The sequence below is a fragment of the Shewanella sp. NKUCC05_KAH genome, from assembly GCF_019345585.1.
Lineage (GTDB): Bacteria > Pseudomonadota > Gammaproteobacteria > Enterobacterales > Shewanellaceae > Shewanella > Shewanella oncorhynchi.
Genome location: NZ_JAHKQZ010000015.1, coordinates 40,529 through 65,872, shown reverse-complemented (window position 1 = coordinate 65,872; position 25,344 = coordinate 40,529). Strand labels below are relative to the sequence as shown.

General features: G+C 47.8%; 16 protein-coding genes. 2 read left to right on the top strand and 14 right to left on the bottom strand.

Annotation, left to right across the window (positions count from 1 at the left end; translation table 11 throughout):
* Positions 1-58: 58 nt before the first annotated feature.
* The 9 genes from recD to rmuC all read right to left on the bottom strand — a co-directional run bounded on the left by recD (position 59) and on the right by rmuC (position 18,969).
* Positions 59-2,272 (bottom strand): exodeoxyribonuclease V subunit alpha, encoded by a 2,214-nt coding sequence (recD, locus tag KO533_RS14320; protein ID WP_219254788.1) that lies wholly within the window; start codon positions 2,270-2,272, stop codon positions 59-61.
* Positions 2,269-6,057 carry an exodeoxyribonuclease V subunit beta gene (recB, locus tag KO533_RS14315; protein ID WP_219254786.1) on the bottom strand — a complete coding sequence of 1,263 codons (3,789 nt, stop codon included), beginning with the start codon at positions 6,055-6,057 and terminating at the stop codon, positions 2,269-2,271. The genes recD and recB overlap by 4 nt, the downstream gene beginning before the upstream one ends.
* The gene (gene recC, locus KO533_RS14310) at positions 6,054-9,866 is read right to left on the bottom strand and encodes an exodeoxyribonuclease V subunit gamma (RefSeq protein ID WP_219254784.1); all 3,813 of its coding nucleotides are present in this window, start codon (positions 9,864-9,866) and stop codon (positions 6,054-6,056) included. The genes recB and recC overlap by 4 nt, the downstream gene beginning before the upstream one ends.
* Before the next feature lie 155 nt (positions 9,867-10,021).
* Entirely contained in the window at positions 10,022-12,181 is a 2,160-nt protein-coding gene (locus KO533_RS14305) for a DUF3488 and transglutaminase-like domain-containing protein (RefSeq protein ID WP_219254782.1), read from the bottom strand.
* Positions 12,178-13,275 (bottom strand): DUF58 domain-containing protein, encoded by a 1,098-nt coding sequence (locus KO533_RS14300; RefSeq protein ID WP_131524977.1) that lies wholly within the window; start codon positions 13,273-13,275, stop codon positions 12,178-12,180. The genes KO533_RS14305 and KO533_RS14300 overlap by 4 nt, the downstream gene beginning before the upstream one ends.
* 71 nt (positions 13,276-13,346) lie before the next feature.
* Positions 13,347-14,258 carry a MoxR family ATPase gene (locus KO533_RS14295; protein WP_219254780.1) on the bottom strand — a complete coding sequence of 304 codons (912 nt, stop codon included), beginning with the start codon at positions 14,256-14,258 and terminating at the stop codon, positions 13,347-13,349.
* A 185-nt stretch (positions 14,259-14,443) separates the two neighbouring features.
* Entirely contained in the window at positions 14,444-15,148 is a 705-nt protein-coding gene (locus KO533_RS14290; RefSeq protein WP_131524978.1) for an EAL domain-containing protein, read from the bottom strand.
* 239 nt (positions 15,149-15,387) lie between these two features.
* Positions 15,388-17,313 carry a transglycosylase SLT domain-containing protein gene (locus KO533_RS14285; RefSeq protein WP_219254778.1) on the bottom strand — a complete coding sequence of 642 codons (1,926 nt, stop codon included), beginning with the start codon at positions 17,311-17,313 and terminating at the stop codon, positions 15,388-15,390.
* Between the two features lie 81 nt (positions 17,314-17,394).
* Positions 17,395-18,969, bottom strand: a complete 1,575-nt coding sequence (rmuC, locus tag KO533_RS14280) for a DNA recombination protein RmuC (protein WP_113939637.1) — start codon at positions 18,967-18,969, stop codon at positions 17,395-17,397.
* Between the two features lie 253 nt (positions 18,970-19,222).
* On the opposite strand from rmuC, the gene msrP reads away from it, so the two are divergent.
* Both msrP and msrQ read left to right on the top strand, forming a co-directional pair.
* Positions 19,223-20,257 carry a protein-methionine-sulfoxide reductase catalytic subunit MsrP gene (gene msrP, locus KO533_RS14275; RefSeq protein ID WP_219254776.1) on the top strand — a complete coding sequence of 345 codons (1,035 nt, stop codon included), beginning with the start codon at positions 19,223-19,225 and terminating at the stop codon, positions 20,255-20,257.
* A 46-nt stretch (positions 20,258-20,303) separates the two neighbouring features.
* Entirely contained in the window at positions 20,304-20,972 is a 669-nt protein-coding gene (msrQ, locus tag KO533_RS14270; protein WP_219254774.1) for a protein-methionine-sulfoxide reductase heme-binding subunit MsrQ, read from the top strand.
* A 158-nt stretch (positions 20,973-21,130) separates the two neighbouring features.
* Here the strand turns inward: msrQ and gloA are convergent, their stop codons facing one another.
* From gloA to rsxD, 5 genes are all read right to left on the bottom strand, one after another.
* Positions 21,131-21,541 (bottom strand): lactoylglutathione lyase, encoded by a 411-nt coding sequence (gene gloA, locus KO533_RS14265; RefSeq protein WP_006087315.1) that lies wholly within the window; start codon positions 21,539-21,541, stop codon positions 21,131-21,133.
* A 491-nt stretch (positions 21,542-22,032) separates the two neighbouring features.
* Positions 22,033-22,674, bottom strand: coding sequence for an endonuclease III (gene nth, locus KO533_RS14260; protein WP_105252442.1), 642 nt, complete (start codon positions 22,672-22,674; stop codon positions 22,033-22,035).
* A 204-nt stretch (positions 22,675-22,878) separates the two neighbouring features.
* Entirely contained in the window at positions 22,879-23,577 is a 699-nt protein-coding gene (locus KO533_RS14255) for an electron transport complex subunit E (protein WP_028760019.1), read from the bottom strand.
* A complete protein-coding gene (gene rsxG / locus KO533_RS14250) occupies positions 23,570-24,208 on the bottom strand; it encodes an electron transport complex subunit RsxG (protein ID WP_131524983.1) in 639 nt (212 codons plus the stop codon). The genes KO533_RS14255 and rsxG overlap by 8 nt, the downstream gene beginning before the upstream one ends.
* A 74-nt stretch (positions 24,209-24,282) precedes the next feature.
* The gene (gene rsxD, locus KO533_RS14245; protein ID WP_219254772.1) at positions 24,283-25,332 is read right to left on the bottom strand and encodes an electron transport complex subunit RsxD; all 1,050 of its coding nucleotides are present in this window, start codon (positions 25,330-25,332) and stop codon (positions 24,283-24,285) included.
* Positions 25,333-25,344 lie beyond the last annotated feature (12 nt).

Here is a 25,344-nt window from a genome sequence, read left to right as displayed (position 1 = left end):
AAAGCCATATCTTAAAATGTAGTTCCTAAAGTGTTCCCCATTGACCACAAAGCTTCATTTATCCCCAAAGGCGGTCAGCTAGGCCCGATGCGCGTTGGGTTGCTTGGCTACTGGCCCGCTCGAATACGTGCTGGGTGCCTAAGCAGGTAAAGTGGACTTTAGCGCGGGTGATGGCGGTGTAGACCAACTCTTTGGTCAGCAGTTGCCATTGGGCTAGGCTGGGGCTCGGCGGCAATACTAAGGCCACACGGCTAAATTCGCTGCCTTGGCTTTTGTGTACTGTCATGGCATAACAGGTTTCATGGCTGGGCAAACGGGCTGGCAAGACTTTTAACAGGCTGCCATCGGCCTTGATAAAGTGCGCCATTAAACGTTCGGGTTTATCTTCATCCTGCAAAATCAATCCGATATCACCGTTAAACAGGCCTAAGTTGTAGTCATTGCTTTGGATGATAATCGGCCGACCCAGATAAAACTCCTGTAGCGGTTTAATCAGCTTGGCATTTGCCAGTGCTTGAGTCACATACTGATTGATGCCTTCAACCCCATAATCGCCCGAGCGCATAGCACATAGAATACGGTACTGGTTAAAGCGTTCAATGATGTCTGCTGTGCTTGGACGTGTGCCTACATCACTATTACTTGCATCATTGTTACTTGCATGGCTATTCAAGGCACCGAGATAAGCGCCATATTGCTGGCAGGCTTGCTCCAGAAGTGAACTGAGTCCCACATTATTAGCAGGCTCGCTCACTTTGGCTTGGGTTTGGCTTACAACCATACTGTGTTCTAACCAGCTCAATTCTGCAGGTCCCTGTTGCCATACCTGCAAAATGCCTTGAAGATCTGCGCGATTGACGGCACTGGCGAGCAGTCCAATCCCCGCATCGCCTTTAAATCTGTGGCTGTGCATTAGCATACATAAGCTATCGCCAAGTTTAGGGGCGTCGCTGATATAGGGCGTTAACTCAAAACCCGTTAACGCACTCAGACGCTGGGCTTGTTCCTTGGAATAGCGCATTTGCCACAGAGCAGGGCTGTTTGACGCTATGTTATTTTGCGCAAGGTTATTGGGAACAACTGGTATTTTAAGGCCCGCACAAATATCGGCGAGCACAGCGCCCGCCTCAACCGAGGCGAGTTGGTCTTGATCGCCGAGTAAAATCAAACTGGCGTGCTCAGGCAGTGCGCTCAGCAGCTTATACATCATGGGCAAATCGACCATAGAGGCTTCGTCGACGATTAATAAGTCGAGCCTAAGCGGATTACCTTGATGGTGGCGAAAGTGCGGCGAATTGGGGATCACCCCAAGCAGTCTGTGTAAGGTTGATGCTTCCTCTGGAATGCGCCCCAGTGCCGTTAAAAAATCTTGGCTATGTCTATTGCGAGCTTCATCAACAACATCAGTATGGGCGCTGAGTTCCTTCGCTAGACGCGCTTTTGAAGCTTTGATCGATTCGCTTAATCGAGCCGCCGCTTTTCCCGTTGGCGCGACTAAACGGATTTCCTGTTGTGATTCCATTTGTAGCAATAACAAAAGTTTAGTTACAGTGGTGGTTTTGCCCGTACCTGGGCCGCCAGTGATCACCGACAGTTTTTTACCCAGCGCTGTGGCGGTGGCGACCTTTTGCCAATCAATGGGTGCTGTGTCTTCACTTTTAGTGAGTACATTGTTAGTGAGTGAATGGGGATCGCTCACATTGGCAGGGAACAGTTGATCTAGCAGTGACCTCAACTTAGCTATTTGCGGTTGCTTTTGGTGGCTTGTTTCTTCAGATAATTGCCTAGATACACTTCCGGACAAGCGGATTAATGAGGCGGCCACTGAGGTTTCAAATTGATGATAACGTTGTAAATAGAGTCTGCCATTATCAAAAATAAGTGGTTTATTGCTGCCCGCTTGGCCGACGGCATCAAAGGTTTGCAAGGTCTCTGTGAGTGCTTCGAGGCTTAAGGTGATTTTACAATGGCTATTTTGTTCGGCCATGGGATTGAGTGGCACGATATGGGCGAGCACTAGACAACTGTGCTGTGAAGATAATTGCTGGCTTAATAGCGCACACAGCAAAATAAATAAGGGATGTTGGCTGTCGCTTGGATGTAAGAGACTCATTTCGAGTGCGAAATGCCGATCGAGCGGTGTGAGCAGTCGTTCTTGCTCCCACTGTTTTAACAGCTCTGGCAGCGGCGCTGTAAGCTGAATTGCGCCATGATCTATCCATTTCGCCGCAGTGAGTGAATGTGCATTTAGCCCTTGGGTTGAGCGCATCATGCCGTGACTCCTGTATCTATTGCACCAGCCAATCTGCTATGAAATAAATTGTCATTAAAAAGTGAATCTAGCGCGAGAATAAGTGCCTTCGGCGGCTTGTCGTAATAAATACCATAGCCGGGATATTGAGCCGACATTCCCCGTAAGAACAAGTAATAACAACCGCCGATGTGGCTGTCGTAGTCATAACTTGGCAGGCGTAAACTCAAATACCTGTGTAGCGCCAATGAATAGAGAATGTACTGCAAATCGTACCTGTGATCGGTTATTGCGCTTTGCAGCGCGCTCTGATGGTAGGCATTGATGTTGTCGCCTAAATGATTCGACTTATAGTCGGCGATATAATATTGACCTTGGTATTCAAAGGTTAAATCGATAAAGCCTTTGAGCATGCCCTTGAGATCATCAAACTTAAGTGTCGACTCATAGCCAAACTGCTGCAGTAGCGCATTGAGCTCAATATCTTTAAGTTCGCTTAAGGGTAAATAAAACTCCATTTCGACTAAGGTATTCTGCGGCGATAACTTGGCTAAGCACAAATCAGGATGTTCAGGTTTGACGGCGCTTACATGCCCCGTGACTTGCGACTCTAAGGCGTGCGGCATAGCGCCGAGCGGTGCATGCAGCACATCCAAATACCAAGTATGTAATACTGTTTGCCATTCGGGCGCGATACCGTATTGCAGCATGGCTTTAGGCAATTGCAGCGGTAAGTCGATTTCTGCCTGCGTAAAATCAATCTCTTCTAGCACTAAATGCATAAAGCTACCGGCATTGGCGCCGCGTTCAAAGTTAAAGCGATTGAGCATGTCATCCTGCAGATCATGACTTGCCTCATCAGGAATAGAGAGTGTTTGCACAGCCGTATATTCAAGCGTACCTAATATTTCATCATCGGCGCCCGGCGCGGCTTTACCATGGCTGGTATTTTTAACGAGACCTGAATAACTGCCGACTCGCCACGGCGTGCTGTATTGGCGGGTTAAGGTTTTCGCGCTCAGTATTTGCGCTATGTCTTGGCTTGAGGGCAATGGGCGCTCGTCTATGTCATCGGGCACCTTATCAATACTTATGGCTTCCACATCTTGAGCGAGCTGCTGCGCAGCATTGCAGATACGGGCAAAGTCACATTCTGAGTCGCCTATGCCGAGCAGATAGCCGATAGCGGTTTCATGCAGCTGACTTTTAAGGCCATTTTTAAGTTGACGACTGTGGTTGGCGATATACAAGTAACACAAATACACAGGGCGAGTGAGCGCCACATACAAAAGGCGCAAGTCTTCGGCTAAGGTTTCTTGTTTTGCGCGCTCCCAACCGTCATCCGTGCCTTCGATATCCCACACGAGCTCTTGCTCACCTGCATCGTTGGTTCTGTGGTACAGCATAGGCGTAGGGCGGCGGCGATTGTCGCGGGCTAGGCTGACAAAGGGCACAAAACATACGGGATACTCAAGACCCTTACTCTTATGGATAGTGACGATCTGCACTAGATTCTGCTCGCTCTCAAGGCGCAGCTGCTGTTCATCTGTGCCTGTGTTATCAATCAGTTGCTGTTCATACCAATTGAGTAGGGCACTCATACCATCAAGTTCGGTGGCCTTTTGCTGTAAGAGCTCAGCAAGGTGGCGAAAATCTGTCAAACGGCGCTCGCCATTCGTGGCATCTTGTTCCTGTGCATCGGTTTGCGTACTGGCGGTGTGCAGTAAACGGTCAATTAGTTTAGTGCTATTGGCAAGGCTGAGTAGCGCGGGCATGATGCCGCGTTTCTGCCACACTTGGTGCAAGTTAAAAAATTGCTCTAATAACAGCTGTCTGTGCTCTTCATCTTGGTTAAAGGCATGGATTTGCTCGGCGCTATAGCCCAATAATGCCGTGGCTAGGGCGCTGCGCAGTGCCCGTTCATCTTTAGGGTTCGCTAGAGATCGCAAAATTAACGCCATTTCCCGCGCTTCAAGGGTATCGAACACACTGTCGCGACTTAAAAACACCGCGCCTATGTGGCGTTTACTTAATGCGGTTTTCATCACTGCCGCTTCGTTGCGATCCCGCACTAAGATGGCGATGTCTTTGGCGATCAAAGGCCTTTTAGGGCTGTGGCATTCGCCATTGGCCGCATCTGTCAGTAAACGGGTAATTTGTGCCGCCGCGTCTTCGGCGAGCAAGTGTCTTGCCGTGGTTTTATTGAGGCCGTTTTCTGCACTTTCGCTTAAGAGTCTTAATCTTAAGGCGGCTGGATTGGCGGTTTTTTCAGTGAGGATTTTCCCTTTAGCACTGCTGGGCGTTTTCACGCTATCAAAGGGGATCGACTGACTGATAAACGGATCGTGATGCTGGCTAAACAGATGGTTAACCCCAGCGACCATGTTTGCGCTTGAGCGGTAGTTGGTATCCAGATGATAGTGGGCCTGCGTATGATGACGGGCCTCAATATAGGTATGGATATCGGCGCCGCGAAAGGCATAAATGGCTTGCTTAGGATCGCCAATCATCAACAGGCTGAGCTTATTTTTTGTATCGTTTTTGCCTTGCTGTTCAAACGAGTAGCGGTCTTGGTAGATGCCAGAGAAGATCGCAAATTGCAGCGGATCGGTATCTTGGAATTCATCAATAAGCGCGACGGGGAAACGTGTTGCCACGGCTTTGGGCAAGGTTTCATTATTGGCATGTAGTGCGCTCGCTAATGTCGTGAGCAAATCATCGGGGGTCAGCACATTTTTTTGTTGTTTTTGCTGGGTAAATCGCTCGCTTATGCCAAGTTTCGCACTATACAAAAATGCCGGTTTAATGGCGGCAATCAATATGGCGAGTTGCTCCATATGATCCATTAGCGGTGCTTCGCTCACACTTGGGATGACGCCCCCCTTGTTGAGTTTTAACTCAGACAGCGATAAGGCTTCTAACTCTTTCAGTGGCGGCAACCCATGACCGAAGGCGAGCCAGTTATCCAGTGCATCGAACATGGCGGCGAGCTTGGGGTACTTATCCGTTGCTTTGCCAAAGCGGGTGCCGTTGAGTGGCAAACTGTGTAGCAATGCCAATAAGCCATCGCGTCCCCTTGGCCAAGCTAATTTAAAGCGATCTAAACTTTGGCGCAGTAATAGGGCCAAGGCATCAAACTTAAGCGCGGGTTTCAAAGGTTTTGCTTGACTGGCGCCAAGGAGCGGTCGCAACTGTTTGACTAAACCATCGGGCTCGCCAAATTCCTTGGCAATGATTTGCGCTAAGTAATCGGGCAGCGGATAACAGGCCTCACGCCAAAAATCCCGCACGGCATGGTGCAAAAATTCGCTGTCGTCCAAGGTAAAGTCCGATTCGAACAGCAAGGAAGACTCAAAGGCGAGATCCGATAAAATTCGCTGACAGAAACCGTGGATGGTAAAAATCGCCGCTTCGTCGAGTGATTTAAGGGCGAGATCGAACCGCCGCAGGGCAATGGCGCGTTCACTCTCTGGGGTGTTGTCATACAACGCCTGCACAAAGGGATCGGCAATCGTTAGTCCTAAGAAACACTTAAAGGCAACTTGAATACGGCGACGAATACGATCCCTTAACTCTTCGGTGGCCGCATTGGTGAAGGTAACCACGAGAATTTGTTCGCAGGTGAGCGGCGCAGGAATGCCATCACCAAGCAATAAGCGTAAATAAAGACCTGAAATCGTGTAGGTTTTACCTGTGCCTGCGCTGGCCTCAATAAGACGACTACCGCCAAAGGGCAGAGTGAGAGGATCAAGCGCTTGTGGTGCTGAATGTAAGGCTTGCGTGTTCAACGGCATCTGTTCACTCATGCTTGCTCTCCCTGTGCACTATTGCGGTTCAAATGTGGTGCGAGAGCTTGTGTGTCAGTCGCGTGTTCATTAGCAGGGCCTTGGCTCATGCCATCGTTGAGCGCAAATTCCTCAAGCTGAGCCAGCGTGTCTTTGAGATATAAACTCACCATAGGGCGATAGATACGCTCGGCTAATGCGCCAAAGCTATCCTCAGAGAAATCCCGCGGGAAACTGAATAATCGCTGGTAATGGGGTTCGTTCCCTTCACCCAATTGACTCTGCTCATCTAACCATTCGGGTAACGCTTGCTGCAAACGCTCATCGTGCTCACCCTCGCAGCTGACGTAGGCCAGTGACGTGCGCGGCATAAAACACAGTGGGTGTTGCTGGCCTTGATAAAACAACACTAACAAATCAGCCAGTAACGCATGGGCGCGCTCTGCTGTGATTGGCGCTAAGGCGTGGAAGTGCCCCATGTCGAGTAGATAGCTTGCATGTGTGTGGCCCATTGCCATTAAACACAGGTGGCGAAGGTACAACCTCAGCACATCGCGACCGTGTGCGCTACCAGGGCGATAATTGACTAACCCCTTAGGGCTGATGTCATCGATACGACCTTGCAGTAACACTTGCTGGGATTTACCCGCCGTAATGGGCAAGTCAAACACGAGTTTAATATCGGCGTGACTGCTGGCTTGTTCTCCCTTGAGGAACAAGGTTCTGCCAATCAAAGGTTTAATATCATGCTGATATTGGCGCAGTAGCAAATCATCGAAGGGCTGCATGGGCAAAGTGCCACTGGCTTTGAGGCGTTTAATCAGTTCAATATCGGGCTCAGTTAGGCCTTGGCCTATGGCATCGTCGAGTAACTGGGCCTGCAACATATAGCGCTCTAGGGCATTCAAGCTAAAGGGCTCGTCATTATCATCGGCCTGAATATTAAGGCTGAGATCGACTTTTAACGTACGGTTGAAGAAGTACTGCGCTGGATTTCGAAAGAAACGGATCAGGGCTGACACATCCACTTGTTTGCTTTGCTGTTGTTCGTGCACAGAAGCGGGCTGTGCCTCTGTTTCTGGCACTGAGTCTTGTTCATCCGCGTCGAGCAGAATGCGAGTTTGCGCGCTGATAAAGCGGCCCGCATTTGTGCCCGCAGCGTCCGCATTGGGCGGACACCATTGCAGGCTGTAGCTTTGGCCTATGCCCGAGTTATTTTGGGTTCTGCCTGATCCATCTATGTTTGAGCCATCTTTGTCATCATTTTTTACTGTGGCTTGATACAACTTGGGATCAAAGGGTTGCAGCGGCTGGTGGCTGACAATTGCGTTATAGAGGGCTTTTTCGGCATCCTCTGGGTCTATGGGGCTTGCAGCGTTTTGCGATTGAGCCAATAGCGTTTCAGGTAGATAGCACAGCTGACAATATTCAATCAGTTCAGAGACGAGCATAGAGGCGATACGCTCAGAGTTATCCCGTTCGCTGCGGCCAATATAGCTGATATACAGTTGTTCCCGCGCCGACAATAAGGCTTCTAAAAACAAATATCTGTCATCGAGGCGGCGGGAGCGATCGCCTTTACGGGCACCGAAATGCGCCATTAAATCAAAGCCGACGGGATGTTGAACCCTAGGATAAACCCCATCGTTCATGCCGAGTAAACACACGACCTTAAAAGGAATCGAGCGCATCGGCATCAAGGTGCAAAAGTTCACGCTTCCCGCAAGATAACGCTGGCCGACCCGAGATTCGGTTAAGCGTTGATTAAACCACTGTTGCAGCACTTCAATACTGAGGCTAAGCCCGCTTATGCGCTCTTGGGCTAGCGGCGCTAACGGGCTTATATCTAAAGAAAAAGCTAACGGTGAGGTATCAAAGGGCCTGCCCGCCGATAGTAACTCTTGCTCTAGGGCGGCAATGGCATCGCGGATTTCCTGTAATTGTTCGCGCTCGTCTTCATCGGTGTCGTAGAAGGCATCTAGTAGCTCAGTTAATTCCGCTAAACGCAGGGCGCCCACTTGTGGCTGGGCGAGTATTTGCGCCGTTTCATCGAGCACTTCAATAAAATTGAGTAGCTTACCTAACGCCTGCGCCGATTGACCTTCGATGCCAGTCACGATCAAATGGTCTTGGTAAAGCGGCGCATCGTCACTCAAGGCGTAACCTAAAATCAGCCTTTTAATACCAAAGGCCCAGGAGTTTTGCTCAAACGCTGGCACACCTTGTTTAAGGCGGCTTTGTTCATCGCGGCCCCAGCGCACGCCTGCTTCATCTAACCAGCGGCGGATCAGTTGCAATTCATCGTCATCGAGCTGGAAACGGCGCAAAATGGCGGGCACTTCGAGTATGCTCAAAATGTCGGTCAGACCGAAGCGACTCTGATTAATCCCGAGTAAATTTAAAAAGCTATTGATGAGCGGTGATTCCTGCGCTGCACCGCGGTCGGCAATGGCGTAGGGAATGTAATGCAGGCCTTGCTTCGCCGAGAAGACAGCATCGATATAGGGGGCGTAGGCGGCGACATCGGGCATCATCACCACTATGTCTTTAGGCGTCAGGTCGATATCATTGCTGAGTAACTCAAGCAAGTGATCGTGCAGGGTTTCGATTTCCCGCAGTGGGCTGTGACAACTCTTGACTCGAATGGATTCATCGTCGCGCTTTAGTAGGCGTCTGTTCTCGACATTTTGGTACAGCTCGGCATCTGGCCCTAGCACTCTGTCTAAGGTTTGCATCTCTAAAATATCGTATTGCACGCCATGGAGCATGCTGGCATGACTGTGTGGCGAGTTGGGATCGTCACAAGGTTCACAATACACATCATCGCCAAAGTCGCAGTGTTCGGCGGGGAGCTCAAGCAGCATATCGAGTAATTCACGGCCCATCTTGCCGTTATTGGCAAGCAGCGGGTTACCCACTTCTAGTTTATCTTCCCACAGTTCGGCTAATTGGCGTTTACCCGCATATTGCACCGCCATGCGGGCACGATTACGGGGATCAACAATGTCGCCCCAATAGTGCTGACACGGGCTTAAGCCAAGCACGATCACATCGATACGACTTGCTAGATGGTAAAGCACTTCAAGGGTTTGCGGCGCCATCGAGGAAATGCCAAACACAAATAGGCGTTGTGGCAATTTGGCGAGTGACGTGTCGGGATGATTCAGCGCTGCAATTAAGTCACTGTGCAGGTTGGCCCTGTGGTAATGGCTTTGATTAAGCTCATCACGGTTAAAGGCAATGAGTGCGCGCCATAAAATGGGTTGCCAGCGTTGGTCTTCATTCAGCGGCTTGGTGAGTGAGTCGGGATGCTCGTTTTGCTCCCACGCTAAAATCCAATCGGGGCGATACACTAAGTATTGGTCGAAGATATCGGCGATGCGGCCACAGAGTTGGTACAGCTTAATATCATCAGCCGTCAGGTTACTGGTGTTGAGATGTTCACTCGTGTCGGCAGCATTTGTGCTGGATTGCTGATGACTTAGATAGTGTCTCAACGGCCCAAAGGCGTCATTTTGTAGCATGCGCGGTAAGAGTTGCATCAGCTTCCACGTCATTGCCGCCTTAGTGAAGGCGTTATCCTTAGGCACATTGGGCAATAAGTCATGGCACAACTGCCAGGTAAAGCTCGATGGCAGCGGGAATTCCAGTGCGGCAGCAATTCCATTCTGTTTGGCGATTTCGAGGCGTAGCCAAGTCGACATGCCGGGACTCTGTACCAGAATATGCTCGTTACTCAGTAGACGTGCAAAAGCAAGGGGTTGGGTCAGGTAAGCGGCTAAATGGGCGCAGAGCACTTCCATCTGATTGGACTGGATTAACTTTAGCATGTGCAACTCGGCATGGTGACAATAAAACAATTCTATGTGTTTGATTTATAAGATTCAACACTATTGCTGCTTCTGTGGAATTAACCCGCAATTTTAGGTGTTTATTGGTGCTTGTTCTGATGAGGTATCGTCAGTTACAGCTCAGTTGACGAATGCTAGGCTAGATTGAATTTATCTTTCACTTTGGCTCTGAGCAATAACCAGTTGAGTTGCTTCGCCGCCGCTTTAAATGCGGTTAAATGCGCTTGATAGTCTTTAGCCGGTAAATCTTGGTACTTCAGCGCCACATAACTTTGTGTCAAGGTTTGGAACAGCGTGCAAAGCTTTGGTGCACTGTGTTGGTATTGCTCAATAATCTGCTGCGCAAATTGATTTGGTCCATCACTGTCTTTGCGCTTAATGCCGTGGTGTGCGAGACGATTACAGAGCTGTTGATAACGAGTACTAATGGGATCGCCTTGAACTCTAAAATGTAATAAGCCTGCACTGTAGGCAATATAGAGCACGATAAGGCTGATACACAGCCCCATAAAGACCGCGATTTTAGTGTGAGTCACATCGCCTAAAATGCCACTGAGCACTTGATTTTGCTTCTCTTGGTTAAAACCCAGTACCCACACGCTCCAGTAATAATCTATGCTGGCAAAACGTTGTCTTAACTCATTGAGCCAAGGCATTGATTTAAATCGTAAGCTACTAAAAGGGCTTTCCTGCAGGTAACTCTGCTCGGGATCAAATTGGGCGTCGAAACCTTGCTCGATACGATCGGGCGCCACCATAGCGGTGGGGTCGAAACGCACCCAACCTTCATCTTCGAGCCAAACCTCAGCCCATGCGTGGGCCATATATTGATACACACTGTAGTAACCCGCTTGCGGATTATATTCCCCACCCTGATAGCCTGTGACCATACGTGCGGGTAAACCTGTGGCCCGCGCCATAAAAATGAAGGCAGCGGCATAGTGCACGCAAAAACCGGCTTTGTTTTCAAATAAGAAATCATCCACTTGTTGCGGCCCAAGGGGAGGCGGCGTGAGAGTGTAGAAAAAAGGCTCACTATTAAAGTGGCCCATCATGGCCCATAGTCGTGGCTTAGGCGCGGGATACTGAGTCTTAAACTGCTCAGCTAACGTTAAAGTGCGTGGATTACTTTGGCTCGGTAGTTCGAGGTTAATCTGCCTTTGCCGCGCAGATAGCCTGAGATCCATCTTCGCCTTAGGCCAAGACTCTACTTGATAACTCATTCGCTGATCGATATTGCGCAGCGCTAACAGTCGATAGTCGGGCATATTGACCACGCTATCATCTTGGCTGTAGGCCACATCGAGACCAAATAACCACGGTTGGTGGCTCGGCTCAGCAATCACTTGATAACGAATACCATGCTTATCTTGCTTACTTAATGCGATCTCTTGATCTTCACTGCTTATCGGAGCAGTACTTTTACTCATGGGATCAGGATTATTGACCATCAATGCTGGGCTGGGCCGTGAGGGCGGAAACAGCAGCGCATCTTTTTGCAACTGTTTAATCCCCGCTTCTTGGCGCCAAGTGACACTATCATAGTTCTCCATCACGAGGGTGCGCCAATATAACTCGGCATTAATGGGCTTTGCATTGGTAAAACTCGCCCTAAAGGCAAGTTCAGTCGAACGGGTGAGCTTACCTATATCACCAATCGCCAGACTATCGGACAAGCCCGTTTGGGCTTCTTTCATGTTGGGCACTAACCAGAGCGGTGCAAGACGCGGTAACACTAAAAATAACAGCAGCGCGAGGGGAAGGCTCTGGAGTAAAAATTTGCCACCGATCCAAGCCGTGTGTTTTAAGGATTGCTTATCTTGATACAAAGTCACGAGTACGCAGGTATTGATCAGCGTTACCACGAGTAAATGCGCGGTATTAAGCAGGGATTGATGGTCAATAAAGGTCAGCGCGATAATAAAATAGCCCGCGAGGACGACAACGCGCACATCCCTTTGATTACGCATTTCAATGTATTTTAAGGCATAACCTAACAGCAGCAGATTTACTAGCGCATTGAGTAAGCCGATTTCCTTTGAAACGAGTGCCAGTGTGGTTGCGGCGCCGATCGCAAGACTGGTGACCAGAAAACGCGGTGGTTTTGCCACTTTGCCGACATAAATCCCCACACGCCACAGCAAACAGATAGCGCAAATGCCCAAAGTCCAAGGCGTGGTTTTATCAAATAGTGGGCTCAGTACGGCGATATTGGTGATCAATAACCAAAATAAAGTCTGACGGCTGATGTTATCGCCAATTTGCGGTGTTGTACTGCTGGCCGTTAATGTCATGCCTGTTCCCTCGAGGTAGGGATATGACGTTTCGTGCTGGTGGTTTTCGCCGTTTTATTCGAGTGCTTTGCCGCTGATGACGAATTAACGGCTGAAGGCGCTAATTGTGGATATAAGGCAATGGCTTTTTGACAGGCGATCCTATGGTGATTGCCTATCGCGGGCGCGATCAGAACATCGTCTCCCATTGGGTTTTGCAGATGTAAGCCAAAATACTGCTCAAGTTGCGTGAGTTTATTGACTTGCCAGCTTAACTGACTCAATTGGGTTTCGAGGCGTTTGGCATCGGGTCTGAGCCTTAACCAGACGGGATCACCTTGAGGCTGCTGGAATTCTTTAGTCAACATGCCGCGACCCTGTGCCCATTGTTTCCATGCCACTTGCTTGAGGGATTCGCCGAGCACATGGGGTTTAAGGCCTTTAAACTCATCAATCCCCGACACATGTTTACCCGCGAGTAACAGGGGATCTTGCTCCGACTGGGTATGATCAGCCTCAAGCTGTAGCGGCGCTTCAATCGGCAGGGCAAAGACTAAGTGACTAATGGCTAAATCCACATGGGACCACGCGCGGCAAAGCCCTAAGGGATAGAAGGATTCAATTTTGAGCCGACCCGGTGACACTTGACCCCGCTGATGATATTCGAAGGGCACGAGCGCTTGTTGTTCATCTGTACCAAGGTTCTGCACCGTATAAGTGCGATTATGCGGATAGTTAAGTTGTATGTTATGGCCACTGTGGTGCGTGCTGATGAGGACGGGAAAGGTTAAGGTTTCGCCCGCATAGACTTCGGGTGGCGTCGTGGCCCGTAAATGTAAGCCAGCCAGATTTTTGTAACTGTAGAGAATGCAGGTATTAAAGAGGCTTAGGAGTAAGATGCTGAGGCCAATGACTAAGTTATTTTGATAGTTAGTGCCGAATAGATATAAAAGTAAAACCAGACCGAGCCAAACTAACCCAAAACCGCTCGGCAGAATAAAAATGCTGCGATGGCTTAAGGTTATTTCGGGACTCGGTGGCAAGCGTCTTGCTAACCAACGTTGCCAAATCGGGACTAACGTCGGAATGAAAGTCGGGAGTATCAGTCGTTTCACTTCTGAGTTATTTCCTTAGTTTAATGGGTTAACTGCATACTTTAGCGATATCTTCTCATTACAGTATCTTGCTACATAATAGGGTTAACACTGGTGAGAATTCGCTCAGATAGGGCTTCACCCTGTAATTGGCTACTGGTTCTGAGTCTATGCTCCGCTACACAACAAAATACCGCTTGCACATCTTCGGGGACTAAATAATGTCGACCTTCTAAAAAGGCCCATGCCTTAGCCGCTTGTAATAGCGCTTTGGTGGCACGCGGTGATAACCCCACGCTGTCACTTTGGCTACGGGAAAAACTCACTAAGGCCAGAATATAATTGAGTAAGGCATCGGAAGCGCTGACTTTGTCGCACTGCTCTTGCAGTTGCATTAAGGCCATCGGTGTCAGGCATTGGGGCAATTGATCTAAGGTTAAGTGGTTATGATTGCTCTTAAGCATAGCGAGTTCAGCATCGTGGCTTGGATAACCAATAGACAGACGCATCATAAACCTGTCGAGCTGCGATTCTGGTAGCGAAAATGTACCGGATTGATCGGTGGGATTTTGAGTCGCGATCACAAAGAAAGGATTGGGCAATCTGTGGGTGATGCCATCGACGGAAATTTGTTGTTCGGCCATCGCTTCGAGTAAAGCGCTTTGTGTCTTAGGGCTGGCGCGATTAATTTCATCGGCCAAAATCATCTGCTTAAAAATTGGTCCAGGATGAAAGATAAATTGTGCTTGATGTTTATCAAAAATCGATACGCCGAGAATGTCGGCAGGCAGCATGTCACTGGTGAATTGGATCCGCTGATAGCTCAAACCTAAGCTTTGGGCTATACCATGGGAAATACTGGTTTTACCCATACCGGGTAAGTCTTCAATCAACAGGTGCCCACGGGCGAGAATACAGGCTAAAGCGAGACGAATTTGCCTAGGCTTGCCCAGCAATACTTGTTCGAGTTGTTGTAGTAATTCGCTGATCCCAGGTTGTGCCACGGGCGACTCCTAATACATTTGGAAGTGTGCTTAAGGTGCATTTGCAAGCTGATGTGCGTTATCACTATGGCGGATCATCGCCTGTATATCCAGTGGCATTTCTAGTGCTAAATCAATTACTCGACAGCATTAGGTTTGGTCTTTAGTGGGCTGGTGGCGCGAATGTAAACCGTTTTAGCCTGATCTTACGTAAGGCACAGTACTTGGCTGCTGGTGGGGCGAATAAACCAGGATTTAAACAAAAAGCCTTGGACAAAGTCGACACCGATATCCCGCGCAAAGGCTAAGTGAGCTTCAGTTTCTATGCCTTCTAAAATGCACTGTTTGTGGGTCTTTTTGGCAAAGTTGACCAATGCAATTAATAATTGGGCTCCCTCGGGGTGTGTTATGTGCGTTAACCAATGGCGGTCAAACTTAAGATAATCCACGTTCATCATCAGATCGACACTGAGCATGGAGTGGGGCGCACCAATATCATCCAGCGCCACATGTATCTTAGCTTGTTTAAATTGAGTGAATAATTGACTGGCCAGCTGGGCATCGTTAATGCAGGTGTTTTCGATGATCTCGACCGTGACTCGTTCATAGTGGGACAGTAAACGAATGAGCTTGGCGGTATGTGGTCCATCGACGGCGTGGGGATCAACATTGATAAAAATTCGCTGCTGACTCGGCGCATGGATGAGTTGAAATGCCTTGGCTTGATATTCAACTGCAGCGAGTATTTCTGTGGATTCATGCAATTGCTCGAACACAATATTAGGTGCAACCGCATCACCATTAGGCAAGTAAAAGCGTGCTAAGGCTTCATAGCCGTCGATGGCTAAAGTATGAGGATTGACAAAGGGTTGGTATTCGCAGCTAAGCGTTAACGAACTAAGGTTAATCATGGGTGTAATGGGATTCTTAATGCTTTAATACTAATTATTCGCATTTAACGCCCTTCAGTGCAAACAAGTTTTTGATAAAACGGCGTGATTGCTGAATAATTATTCGCTTTGCTAATTATTTGAATTTAGAGAATATCATTTAGATTTTTTGGTGGTTAAAGCATGAGCGTTACCCTAGGGTATGCTGAAAAGTAGGAACTCGATGCAGCTGAGTATCGAGTTCCTTTTCATGTCGCGAGTTAGTAAGCAAACTTAAGCTCAGCTTCACTGAATAATGGCTGTGCTTTTTGCTTTTGCGCCTCATAAATCAATCGATAGCTGAGGACGGCTTGAACATATTCACGGGTTTCAGTAAAGGGAATCGCCTCGATAAAGCCCATGGCATCGAGTTTGCCATCAGAGTTTGATAACCAGCGACGCACGCGAGAGGGACCCGCGTTATAGGCCGCCGTCGCGAGGATGCGGTTTTGGTTAAACTCTTTCAACAGCTGGGCATAGTAAGCGCTACCAAGATTGAGGTTAAGCTCTGCGCTGTAGAGATCCTTTGGATCGCTATATCTGGCCCCGTGTTTTTTGGCGGTAGCTTTGGCCGTGGCAGGCATAATTTGCATTAGGCCACGGGCACCTACGCCCGAGGTCGCATAAAGATAGAATGCACTTTCGCGGCGGCTAATCGCACGGATCTCATCGATGTTAACCCTATGCTTTTTGCTGGCGTGCTCAAAACCGGCTTGGTGTGCCATAGGGAAGCGTAGAGGAATATCATCCCACAACTTACCTTGAATACTGGCTTCAACACCAAAATCGTACCAGCCCTGTTCATGGGCATAGCGTCCATAGCGTGCTCGCATCGTATTGTCACTGCGTTTTAGTAGCGACATCCATTCATAGCGAGCATCGAAATAACGGTCGAGCGCCATTAACTCTTGCACTCTGACAAAGCCGAGATCATCGGTTAACTTTTGGCTATTGGCATCAACAACAGGCTCAGGGCTTTGATTGAGTGATACCGGTTTATTTAAGAACTGCGCAGCAGCAAAACCGTAAAAATTACGTTCATTACTGATTGTCGCGAGCGCTTTTATGGCGCTTTCAGGCGCTTCTTTGGCATTGGTGCGATAAAGCCAGTATTGCCAACGCTCCTTTGCCAAGGTTTCTGGTTGGAGTAGGTTCAAGTAACGGGCAATACTGCGCATGTCGTGATCGCGGATAGCCCATCTTAAACGGCGCTCAAATAAGTCGTCATTTTTCAGTTCAGTGAGCACATTGTCGACATAGTTTTTATAGTTATCATCTTGTTCAATTAAAATGCGGCGAACAAGGTATTTATCGAGTTGCTGCGCTTGTTCTGGGGTAAAACGATGAGCCTTTTGATACCGTTCATACAAATTAATGGCTTGGTCGAGATCCTTACGGGCAAGGCGTTTTAATCCTGCGGCAACAATGTCACCGACAATGGGATTTTTATCTTTAAACTTTTCGGTATGGCGCAGGCTATTGGGATCTTTATAGACGGCGACTAAACGCTTAGCTTCGTTACTATGGGTGGTGATTTTTTGGGATAAAAAACTCAGTAAACTCGTTTCGCCAGCCTCGAAACTCAGCATAATTCGCGCCCATACGACATCTTGAGTGCGTTTACCGGCTTTGGTCCATGTGTTGAAAAGAGGATCACATTCCTTTGGGCGCGAACCCCCAAATACCCAAAGTGATTGTGCGGCTGCATAAGCCGTTTTTAGATCGCCCTTGGCGAGTTTCGCTTCATAGTAATAACACTGCAGGCGGATGTCGGTAGGCGCTTCTGGGGTGATCGCAAGATAATCATTCCAGCGTTTTTGGCTACCAGCATTGTTTAAATATTTAGACCGTAACCTATTGTACATGGGTGTGGTTTCATATTTTTCAATCAAGGCTTTAGCTGCATAACCCTGTAAGGCATTAAGAGCACCTATGTCGATATCATGATCTAAATAAATCGCGAGCGGATAATTACCTAGTTTTGCCCGTAGGGGTTTATAGGTTGCATAATCTTGCTTCTTCAGGGCTTTTTCAGCCTCAAGAAAGGTTTTCTGCGTTGACGTTAACGCAAGGGCAGCAGGGGCATTCAATGCGCCTGCGAGCAATATTGCACTGGATATAACCACATTTATAACTGCTTTGCACATGGAGCGTTTGCCTCCGGGCATCAAGGTATCAATCGACATGTCCGTATCGATTTGAGGTAATTAATGGGTGTTCAATTCTTGTTATCTATCATTGCATTCGACAGGCTCGAGTTCCGTGTCCTTAGGATCGCGGGTATGCGACAGATTAAGTTCAGCGTCGTCATCCTGAGTGTCGTTATCGTCTTGGGCTTCATTGAGCGCTTTTTCTAGCAGCATTTTATCCAGTTGTTTGCTGGTATCGACCCCGAGCTGCTGCATTAAATGAGCTTGACGCACTAGGTTGCCTTTGCCCGATGACAGCTTGTTCATTGCGCTGTGATAGGTTTTTTCTGCATTATCTAAGGCGCGGCCGAGTTTTTCCATGTCTTCAATATAACCACATAACTTGTCGTAAATTCGACCTGCTTGTTTTGCAATGGTTTGTGCGTGTTGATTTTGATATTCGTAGCGCCAAATATTGTTAATTGTGCGCAGGGCCACCAACAAATTCGTTGGACTAACGAGCATGATATTCTGCTCAAGGGCAAAATTGACTAGGCTAGGATCATGCTCTAACGCCAGTAAAAATGCCGGTTCTATAGGAATAAACATCAATACATAATCGAGACTCTTAAGCCCGTGCAGATGTTGATAATCCTTTTGACTTAAACCTTTAATGTGACTGCGAATTGAAATGACATGCTCGTTAATCGCCTGTTGGCGCAGTGCCGGATCTTCACTGTTGAAGTAGCGCTCATAACTGACCAATGACATCTTAGCATCGATGACCACATCTTTATTTTCTGGCAGATGCACAATCACATCCGGCTTAAAGCGCTTACCGCTATCATCCTTGAGATCTTGCTGAGTATGGTACTCATGGCCTTCACGTAGGCCGCTTTCCTGCAGTACGCGATCGAGGATCACTTCACCCCAGTTACCTTGCTGCTTGTTATCACCCTTGAGCGCTTTGGTCAGGTTGATGGCATCTTGGCTCATCTTCAGATTGAGCTCCCTTAAGTGCTCAAGCTGATGTTTGAGGGCGCTGCGCTCGGATTGTTCGTGGGTGTAGGATTCACGAATTTGCTGTCTGAATCCTTCAAGCTGTTGTTTTAATGGCCCAAGTACGCCTTCGAGTTGGCTGGCATTTTGGTGCTTAAAGTTTTCGCTACGTTCTTCAAAAATACGGTTTGCGAGGTTTTCAAATTGGGTTTGTAAACGCACTTCGGCCGATTCTAAGCTGGCAATTTTATCCTGCAGCGATTCTTGCTGGGCATCGGCCTTGGCTTGAATGGTTTGCTGCATGGCATTGGATTTCGACAGGGCTAATTGGATCTCTAACTGACGGCGCTGGCTATCATTTAATTGCTGCTCTAAGGTGGGAACGCGTTCGGCTAAGGCCTCGGCTTTGCCCAGTTGTTCAATTTTGAGCTCAAGGCGTTGCTGGTATTGACGTAATTGCGCTTCTTTGTCATCGACCAAAATTTGCTGTTGTGCTAAGGATAATTCTGCATCTTCATTTACTTGACGCATTTCTTGCTCAAGTTGGTCTTTGTGTAGTTGCCAGCGTTGGCGGGTGAGTTTTTGATTGAGCAGAGCACCGATCAACAGGCCTAAGAAGGCAATGGCGAGAAGGCCGATGATTTCGGCGACAGAAAAAGATTGAGAAAATGGCATGATCAATAGCACTCCTTTAGCTTTGGCGCTTAGGTTCGCATGCCCCCCAACAGGCTTCAAGCCCTTTAATCAACTATATCTGCGCTTAATGCTTGAATGAGCAAGTCTTATACGTTTAAGGTGAATTTATTCACGGGTGGAAAGTTTTTCTGGCTTTTACCTGTCTATATAAGAGTGAGCGATACAGACGAGCGCCAGAGAAGGTTTTTATCGCGACTCGGTGGCTTTAATCATTGGATGGTAGAGGTGTCAATTGGCTAAACATTCCCGTTTTACCCCAGGTATTCTTAAAAAAGCGCAGTGGCACATGCAAGACAACCAAGTGACGCCAGAAGCGGTATTTCGCTCGCGTCGGCAAATTGTAAAAGCCATGGGACTCGGTGCTATCGGTGCCAGCGTGCCCGGTTATGTGCAGGCTGGATTATTCGATCTATTTGGCGATCAACCTAAGTCCTCATTTATCACTACGCCACTGACGTTTCAATCCAATAAGCAGTACGGTGACGCCGATGTGTTAACCCCATTTGATAAAGTGACGCAGCATAATAATTTCTACGAATTTGGTACGGACAAGCAAGATCCCTTCAATAATGCCCAAGGCTTTAAAGTCGACCCTTGGCAACTGCGTATCGAAGGTGAAGTTGAACGGCCCATGACCTTAGATTTTAATGATCTGACTAAAATGTTCCCGCTTGAGGAGCGTAACTATCGCCTGCGCTGTGTTGAAACTTGGTCTATGGTGATCCCTTGGGTGGGTTTCCCGCTGGCGGCATTATTGAAAAAAGTTGGCGTCACCAGTAAGGGCAAGTATGTCGCCTTCGAAACCGCTTTTGATCCCGAGCAAATGCCGGGGCAGAAGAGCCGATTAATGGGGGGAGGTATTCATTATCCCTATGTTGAAGGTCTCACGATAGCCGAAGCTATGAACGATTTAACCTTAATGTCGGTGGGTTTGTACGGTAAAACCTTGCCACCGCAGAACGGCGCGCCCATTCGCTTAGTGGTGCCGTGGAAATACGGCTTTAAGAGCATTAAATCAATCGTGCGAATTCGCGTTATGGATAAACAACCGCCGACCAGCTGGAATCAGCTTGCCTCACACGAGTATGGATTTTATGCCAACGTTAATCCGGCGGTGGATCATCCACGCTGGTCGCAAGCCACAGAGCGTCGTATCGGCGAGGGGGGATTGTTTTCAGCAACCCGAATCGATACCCAGCCGTTCAACGGTTACGGCGAGTTTGTGGCTTCACTGTATGACGGCATGGATCTGAGGAAATACTATTGATGATTGGTTTGTTGTTTGGATATTCGCCATTAAGCGGGGACAAGGTATGTTGAGATTAACCGCTAAGCACTTGTTTTGGCTAAAGGCGTTATTTCATTTGTTGGGTTTAGTGCCCATCGTCTACCTTGTGCTCACTGTGGTGCTTGGCCGTGCGGGTGGCGATCCCGTGCAGCACATTATTCACTACACAGGCATAGGCGCATTAAATGCGCTAGCGGCGACCTTGCTGATCTCACCGATTGCCAAGTTGACCAAGCAAGGGTTGTTGATGCAGACCCGCCGTTTAGTGGGTTTATATGTGTTTGCCTATGCCACCTTGCATATCTTGGCGTTTTTTAGTTTAGATCTGTTATTTGCTTGGGAATTACTGTTTAGTGAAGTGGTAAAACGGCCGTACATTTTAGTCGGCGCAGTGGCTTATCTTATCGTCACCGCTTTGGCGATAACTTCGTTTAAAGCCTTGATGCGCAAGATGGGACGTCGTTGGCAAACCTTGCATAATGGGGTGTATTTAGTCGCGATATTAGCGCCAATCCATTTTTACTGGTCGGTAAAATCGGAAATCATCGAGCCGAGTCTGTATATCGTAGGTTTTAGCGTGTTATTGCTATGGCGCACGCCTTGGCTTAAGCGCATCCTCAGCCGTAAAGGGACGAATAAAACCGTGAAAAAGACGACCAGTGGACAAGATAAAACGTCGATAAAATCAGCTTAAACGCATAGTGCGAGCGGTGAATCGTTGGCTTGTTTTACGTTTCTTTGTGCCTAACGTGAGATCTAAAGTATAAAAACAAAAATGCCGAATGAAGATTCGGCATTTTTCGCTGAATAAATAGTCTTGCTCAGCTATTTTTCGGGTTCAGTTGACAGGACTTAACCTAAACCTTGAGTCGCTGATTTCATTTGAATAAACTCAATTTTATAACCGTCTGGATCTTCAACAAATGCAATCTCAGTGGTACCACCAGCGACAGGACCAGGGGCGCGAGTCACTTTGCCACCGGCTGCGGCAATAGCAGCGCAACGGGCGTAGATATCTTCATCACCAATTGCTAAGTGGCCAAAGCCTGTGCCTAAATCGTATTTGTCAGTGCCCCAGTTATAGGTTAGTTCAACCACGGCTTGGCCTGTGGATTCTTCACCGTAACCCACGAAAGCTAAAGAATATTTGTACTCTGGATTTTCAGAGGTGCGAAGTAGTTTCATGCCGAGCACTTCAGTATAAAAAGCAATACTGCGTTCTAAGTTACCGACGCGGATCATAGTATGTAATAGTTGCGACATAGGTCCTCTCTCTAAATAGATTACGGGGTGGAGTATACCAAAAATCCGTAGATGGACCTCGATAAATGTCAGCCATTGTTTTTACAGCGCTTGACCAAGATTAACGCTTAGGATAGGGAAATGAATGTCTGTAAGAGGGATTTTCAGGATTTAGAAGAGAAAATTGCCGATAAATTGGCTATCGCTCACAAAACACAGATACAAACATGGGTTTTTATCACTGGGTTGATAATAATGTAGCCATACCAACTAGGAGAGTGAATGATGAACACCGAACTTAAAATGGCTTTAGGCACCACAGTTGTTATTGCTTTATTTTTCAGTGCGTTCTTTGTTTCAATGTTTTAACGACTAATACAAGTTTGAGTTAACCCAGTTCCAAGTTAAGCAAAAAAGCCGCTATTGCGGCTTTTTGTTTGTCTGAAATCCAGTCTAATCAATGTGAAAACAACACTGAAACGTCAATTTGCTCCACTCAGTTGATTCGAAGCTTAATCTTCAGGATAAATTTTTTCTTTAAAATCACACAAGTCTTCAATGATACAGCTGCCACAGCGGGGTTTGCGCGCAAGGCAAGTGTAGCGTCCGTGCAGGATAAACCAGTGGTGCACATCGACTTTAAATTCCGCCGGCACGACTTTTAGCATTTTCTCTTCCACTTCGACTACGTTCTTGCCGGGCGCGAATTTAGTGCGATTAGCGAGGCGGAAAATATGGGTGTCGACGGCGATGGTTGGCCAACCAAACGCAGTGTTTAGTACCACGTTAGCCGTCTTGCGGCCAACGCCGGGCAGAGACTCTAGGGCTTCGCGGTTTTCTGGTACTTCGCCATTGTATTTCTCAATCAAGATCTCACAGGCTTTGATCACATTGATGGCTTTGTTGTTATATAAGCCTATGGTTTTTATGTATTGCTTTAAACCTTCTACGCCAAGGGCATAAATGCTGTGGGCTGTGTTTGCCACAGGAAAGAGTTTATCCGTTGCCTTGTTAACACTCACATCTGTTGCTTGGGCCGATAACGTCACTGCCACTAGCAGTTCGAAGGGACTTGAAAAATTGAGTTCGGTTTCAGGTTTGGGATTGTTATCGCGAAGACGAGTGAGGATCTGGATACGTTTTTCTTGATTCATGTACGATTCCTGCGCTGTGGTGGGTTTCAACTCTCAACCGTTCATTATTAATATCCTATTAATGATGATTGATGAGTTTACAACCCACGTTCGCTGATTTTCTTATGCTTTGAGTTTTGCCGCTAATCATGTGCTAGGCACACATTAAACGCGTTAACACTAGGGCATATCTGATCGCCATAATGCCTGTCGTTACTTGAAAGCCTAACCTACCTTAGTGATCCGTGCGCGGGTAACACTCGGCTCTGCGGCGACTTGAGGTTGGCGTTCTTTGACTTTTTTATCAATCACATTTTTCAATGCAATCAATAATCCCATCACGATAAATGCGCCGGGTGGCAGCATAGCAAGGAGAAATGGGGTATCGACTTGCCATAGATGCATGGTTAATGATTTAGCCCATGGGCCGAGCAGTTGATCCGCACCATCAAACAGTGTGCCTTGGCCTAAGATTTCCCGCGTTGCGCCCAGCACTGTAAGCACTAAAGTAAAACCAAGGCCCATCATTAGACCATCGAAGGCGGCACTAAACGCATTATTACGCGAGGCAAAGGCTTCGGCGCGGCCGATGATGATGCAGTTCGTCACAATTAATGGCAGGAAGATCCCAAGGGATAAATACAGGCCGTAGGCATAGGCATTGATGAGCAGTTGCACTGTGGTGACTAGCGCGGCGATGATCATCACAAACACAGGAATACGAATTTCTTTTGGCACATAGTCGCGCACCAGTGACACCAAAATGTTAGAGCCAATCAGCACCAGCATAGTGGCTAGACCAAGGCCAAGGGCGTTAGTGATCGTTGCAGTAACCGCGAGTAGCGGACATAAACCTAACAGTTGCACTAGGCCTGGATTGTTTTTCCACAGTCCTTGCCACGCAATTTCGCGATAATTAGTCATGGTTGGCCTCACAATTTAGCGGCTGGCTGAAAATTTGTGCTTGGTTAGTGCTGAAATACCATACCGCGTTTTTGACTGCTTTAACATAAGCGCGCGGGGTAATGGTTGCACCGGTAAATTGGTCAAAATCACCGCCATCTTTTTTAACTAACCATTGCTTATCATCTGCAGAGCCCAGCACTTTACCAACAAACTGAGTGACCCAATCCGATTTACGTAGTTCAATTTTGTCACCCAGCCCAGGGGTTTCTTGATGGGACAAGGTACGTACGCCTAAGACTTCACCTTGGATATTAATCCCAACAATTAATTTGATATTACCGCTATAGCCATCGGGTGCTATGGCTTCCATGGCGATAGCGACAGGCTTGCCTGCATGGGTAGCAATATAGGCCGGCATTGGACTATCCGTGCCTAATGCTTCTTTGTTTAATAGCAAGGTACACTGAGCGGTAAGCTCGTTATCATGTATTTCATCAGGGATTAATTGTTGCAATACTCGCATCAATTCCTGTTGTTCTTGCTGCTTAATCTTGTCAAAGGTTTGTTGATTGACCGCGGCGACGAGACCCGTGCAAATCAAGGCAAACAGTGCCAATAAAAAACCATTTTTAATCATCGGATTTTTCAACTCTTTTTCCTTAAGCTCTCGTTGCCAGCAGAATGACATTATCTTGTAGCATGACTGTAGTCCGCCAAATGGCCTTAGCTAGCTGAATGACCATAGGTGCGTGGCCGCACATAGTAGTCAATAAAGGGGGCGCAGAGGTTAGCCAATAACACGGCAAAGGCAAAGGCGTCAGGGTAACCGCCTTTAATGCGGATGATGTACACCAACACACCAATTAACGCGCCGAAGATAATGCGACCACGGGGGCTGGTTGCTGCTGTGACGGGATCGGTTGCGATAAAAAATGCCGCTAACATGGTCGCGCCAGAAAACAAATGTAATAGGGGACTGCCTTGGGTATCGGGCGACAGTAAGAAACCGATACTCGATGCAACAAAGAGCCCCAATAACACGCCAGTACTGATGTGCCAACGAATGGCTTTCAGTTTAAGTAACACTAAACCGCCAGCCAGATAAGCCAAATTCACCCAGAACCAACCTACGCCTGTGCTGCCATCAAAAATGGCTTTAGTCAGGCTTTCTGTGGTGGTTAATCCTAGGGATAAATCGGTTTTAAGGGTATCGAGTGGCGTCGCCATTGCGATGCCATCTATCCCTAAACGAAACTGTTCCAAGTTAACGTGGGCGCCAATGTTGAAGATAAGTTGCAAGCTCTCAGCTAGGCTAGGCGAATGCAGCGCAACGGTACTCGGTGCTATCCAAGTGGTCATTTGCACTGGGAATGAGATTAACAGCAATACATACGCCGCCATTGCAGGGTTAAACAGGTTATGGCCTAAACCGCCGTAAAGGTGCTTAACGATAACGATCGCAAAGGCGGTGCCCATCACTATCATCCACCAAGGTGCTAGGGGAGGAATGGCGACACCAATCAAGATTGCGGTGAGCATGGCGCTGTTATCGCTAAGGCTGTCTTTGATATTACGATTGCGAAGTTTCATCACCGCAGCCTCACAGCTTAGGGCAACAAGAATCGCAAGCAACACTTGAACAAGCGTGCCCCAGCCAAAAAAGGCGCATTGCACCACAAGGCCCGGCAGTAAACATAAAATCACCCTTTGCATCACAGTTGAGGTATGCAAATTACGTGTGACATGGGGTGATGAGGCTATTTTAAACGCCATTGTGTTCCCTTT

Coding starts and splice junctions, on each gene's coding strand:
- recD (WP_219254788.1), bottom strand. CDS start 2,272: ATGATGCGCTCAACCCAAGGGCTAAATGCACATTCACTCACTGCGGCG.
- recB (WP_219254786.1), bottom strand. CDS start 6,057: ATGAGTGAACAGATGCCGTTGAACACGCAAGCCTTACATTCAGCACCA.
- recC (WP_219254784.1), bottom strand. CDS start 9,866: ATGCTAAAGTTAATCCAGTCCAATCAGATGGAAGTGCTCTGCGCCCAT.
- KO533_RS14305 (WP_219254782.1), bottom strand. CDS start 12,181: ATGACATTAACGGCCAGCAGTACAACACCGCAAATTGGCGATAACATC.
- KO533_RS14290 (WP_131524978.1), bottom strand. CDS start 15,148: ATGATTAACCTTAGTTCGTTAACGCTTAGCTGCGAATACCAACCCTTT.
- KO533_RS14285 (WP_219254778.1), bottom strand. CDS start 17,313: ATGTGCAAAGCAGTTATAAATGTGGTTATATCCAGTGCAATATTGCTC.
- rmuC (WP_113939637.1), bottom strand. CDS start 18,969: ATGCCATTTTCTCAATCTTTTTCTGTCGCCGAAATCATCGGCCTTCTC.
- msrQ (WP_219254774.1), top strand. CDS start 20,304: ATGTTGAGATTAACCGCTAAGCACTTGTTTTGGCTAAAGGCGTTATTT.
- gloA (WP_006087315.1), bottom strand. CDS start 21,541: ATGTCGCAACTATTACATACTATGATCCGCGTCGGTAACTTAGAACGC.
- nth (WP_105252442.1), bottom strand. CDS start 22,674: ATGAATCAAGAAAAACGTATCCAGATCCTCACTCGTCTTCGCGATAAC.
- KO533_RS14255 (WP_028760019.1), bottom strand. CDS start 23,577: ATGACTAATTATCGCGAAATTGCGTGGCAAGGACTGTGGAAAAACAAT.
- rsxD (WP_219254772.1), bottom strand. CDS start 25,332: ATGGCGTTTAAAATAGCCTCATCACCCCATGTCACACGTAATTTGCAT.